This window comes from Armatimonadia bacterium (genome assembly GCA_039679385.1).
Lineage (GTDB): Bacteria > Armatimonadota > Zipacnadia > Zipacnadales > JABUFB01 > JAJFTQ01.
Map to the genome: position 1 here is coordinate 1 of JBDKVB010000122.1, position 2,759 is coordinate 2,759.

The 2,759-nt window shown below is 65.5% G+C and carries 2 protein-coding genes; both read left to right on the forward strand.

Going from position 1 to position 2,759, the window contains the following annotated elements; genetic code table 11:
* Positions 1-133: 133 nt before the first annotated feature.
* Positions 134-622, forward strand: a complete 489-nt coding sequence (locus tag ABFE16_13825) for a chemotaxis protein CheW (GenBank protein MEN6346373.1) — start codon at positions 134-136, stop codon at positions 620-622.
* 89 nt (positions 623-711) lie between these two features.
* Positions 712-2,759 (forward strand): methyl-accepting chemotaxis protein (locus tag ABFE16_13830; protein ID MEN6346374.1); only part of this gene is annotated, 2,048 nt, incomplete at its 3' end.

Sequence of the window (2,759 nt, forward strand, 5' to 3'; positions counted from 1 at the left end):
GCCTGAAGCCGGCCGCGCCGGTCACAGCTTGAAAGGAGACACCATGAGCGGCGTTACCACAGACGCACAGACGGCGGTCCCCGCGAGGGGGCCCGACGACGACCTCGTCGAGCGGAGCCGAGGCGGGTAGTACCTGACCTTCTTCCTGGGGCGTGAGGAGTACGGGCTACAGATACTCAAGGTCCAGGAGATCATCGGGCTCATGGACATCACCCCCGTCCCTCGAACGCAGCACTTCATCCGGGGCGTCATCAACCTGCGCGGCAAGGTGATCCCCATCATCGACCTGCGCCTCAAGTTCGGCATGGATTCCTCCGAGCCTACCGACCTGACCTGCATCATTGTCGTCGAGGCCGAAGGCAGGCGCATCGGCATCGTCGTCGACCAGGTGTCCGAAGTGGCCGACATTGCCGCCGAGGAGATCGAGGACCCACCCTCCTTTGGGGCTGCGGTGAACACCGACTACATCCTCGGCATCGGCAAGTCCGAGGGACACGTGAAGCTGCTGCTGGACATCGACCAGGCCCTGACGATGAGCGAGATGGCCGAGGTCGAGGCGGCGTCGGAAGGGCTCCGCGAGGAGACCGAAGAGGCCATGACCCTGATGCGAGCCAGCGCCTAACCACTCGACACCACTTTGCGGTACAACAGGACACGCCGGCACAGGCCCCATCCCGTGCCCCCGTGATCGTAAGGATAGGAGGACGACAGATGGCTGTTGCACGCGCCGCACGCAAGACAACATCGAGGACCGACCCCGCACCGACCCTTGAGACGGATATCCCCGAGGGGATGCTCCCCCAGAAGGCGGCCAAGAGCGGCTCGGCAGGTCTTCAGCAGCTTCTGGGCCGCGTCGACGCGCTTCTTGGCGCCCAGCGCGCAGGCGAAGGCGATCTTGAGCTGGACTGCGAAGGCCTGTCCGGGCCCTCTCAGCAACTGGCTCTGCAGATCAACGAGTTGCTGACCTGTGACCGTGACCAGACGCAGGAGGCACAGGCCGCAGCCGATCAGGTGGCCTGGTACGAGGCGGTACTCGACGCCCTACCGATCCCCGTCTCGGTTACCGATGAAGACGCCAAGTGGGTCTTCGTCAACCACGCGGCCGAGAACCTGTTCGGTGTCAGCCGCTCGGAGGCCCTCGGACGTCGCTGCAGTTCCTGGGGCGCAGAGCTGTGCAATACCCGTGACTGCTGCCTTGCCCAAGGCGGCTCTGATCGCGCCGGCCGCGTGTTCGAGCACCAGGGCCGGAAGCTCCAGGCTCAGGCGTCGTGTCTACAGGACGCAGACGGCGTGACCCTCGGGCATCTTGAGGTCCTCCACGACGTCACTTCCCTGGTTGCCCCTGGCGATTACCTCTCCGACGCCATCAAGGTAGTGGGCGCCAGTCTGCAGCAGCTCGCGCAGGGCGAGCTATCCTTCGACACCGTCCTGCCGGCACCAGATGAGAACAGCGAGCAGGCCGCGGCGGAGGTCCAGGTCCTCGTCGACGGCCTCGAAGCCACCAGGGGAGCCCTGGAGGCCACGGTTCGGGAGCTGGGCAAGCTGGCCCAGGCCGCTGCAGAGGGCGACCTCGGAGTGCGCGCGGACGCCTCCTCCCAGTCCGGCGCGCACCCGGCTCTCCTCGAACCAGCAAACGCGCTCATGACCAGCCTGTGCAAACCCTTGCGGTGGCTGGTGGAGAACCTGGGGATGGTTGCCCTTGGCCAGACCCCGCCACGAGCAGACGACGAAGCACACGGCGAAGTGCTGCAACTGCGCGACATTATGAACCGGTGCGTGGACGCCATGGAGGGCCTGCATGTGATCCACCAGGCCCTGCAGCGCATGTCCCAGAATGACTACACCAAGGACGCCGAAGGCGACTTCGAGGGTATCTACGGATCGCTGTGCGAGGAGGCGAACCTCGTGCAGCAGAGGATCCGTGTGGTCATCGCGGTCGCGCAACACGTCGCGGCCGGCGACGGGTCCGACGTCGAGACCCTCCGCGCTGTTGGCGATGGCAAGGGACGTCGCTGTGAGAACGACCACTTGATACCGGCCTTTGTCCACATGATCGAGCAGATCGGTGTACTCGTGGAAGGCACGATGGACCTCGCCGATCAGGCTGTTGCGGGGAACCTGGAGTACCGCGCCGACGCCACGAAGAGCGCCGGAGACTACGCCCGCGTGGTTGAGGGCGTCAATGCCACGGTAGACGCCGTCGTGACCTTCCTCAGAGACGAGGAGGATGTTCTTAGCCGCGTGGCGGGCCGCGACCTCACCGCCCGCATCACGAACGAGTACCCCGGCGACTACAACAGGATCCAGGTCGCCCTCAACACCGCCGTCGACCACCTCGACGAGGCGCTCTCCCAGGTGAACGTGGCCTCGGAACAGGTGGCCTCGGCATCCGGACAGATCAGCAGTGGCAGCCAGTCGGTCGCCCAGGGAGCCTCGGAGCAGGCCAGCGCCCTGGAGGAGATCTCCAGCAGCCTCCAGGAGATGGCCTCCATGACCAAGCAGAACTCGGCCAACGCCCAGGAAGCGCGTGGAATGTCTGACGCGGCTCGCGGTAGCGCCGAGAAGGGCGTCGACAGCATGCAACGCCTGTCCGAAGCAGTGGACCTCATCAAGTCCTCCTCCGATGAGACCGCCAAGATCGTCAAGACGATCGACGAGATCGCCTTCCAGACAAACCTCCTGGCTCTCAACGCAGCCGTCGAAGCCGCTCGCGCCGGAGACGCAGGCAAGGGCTTCGCCGTTGTCGCCGAGGAGGTGCG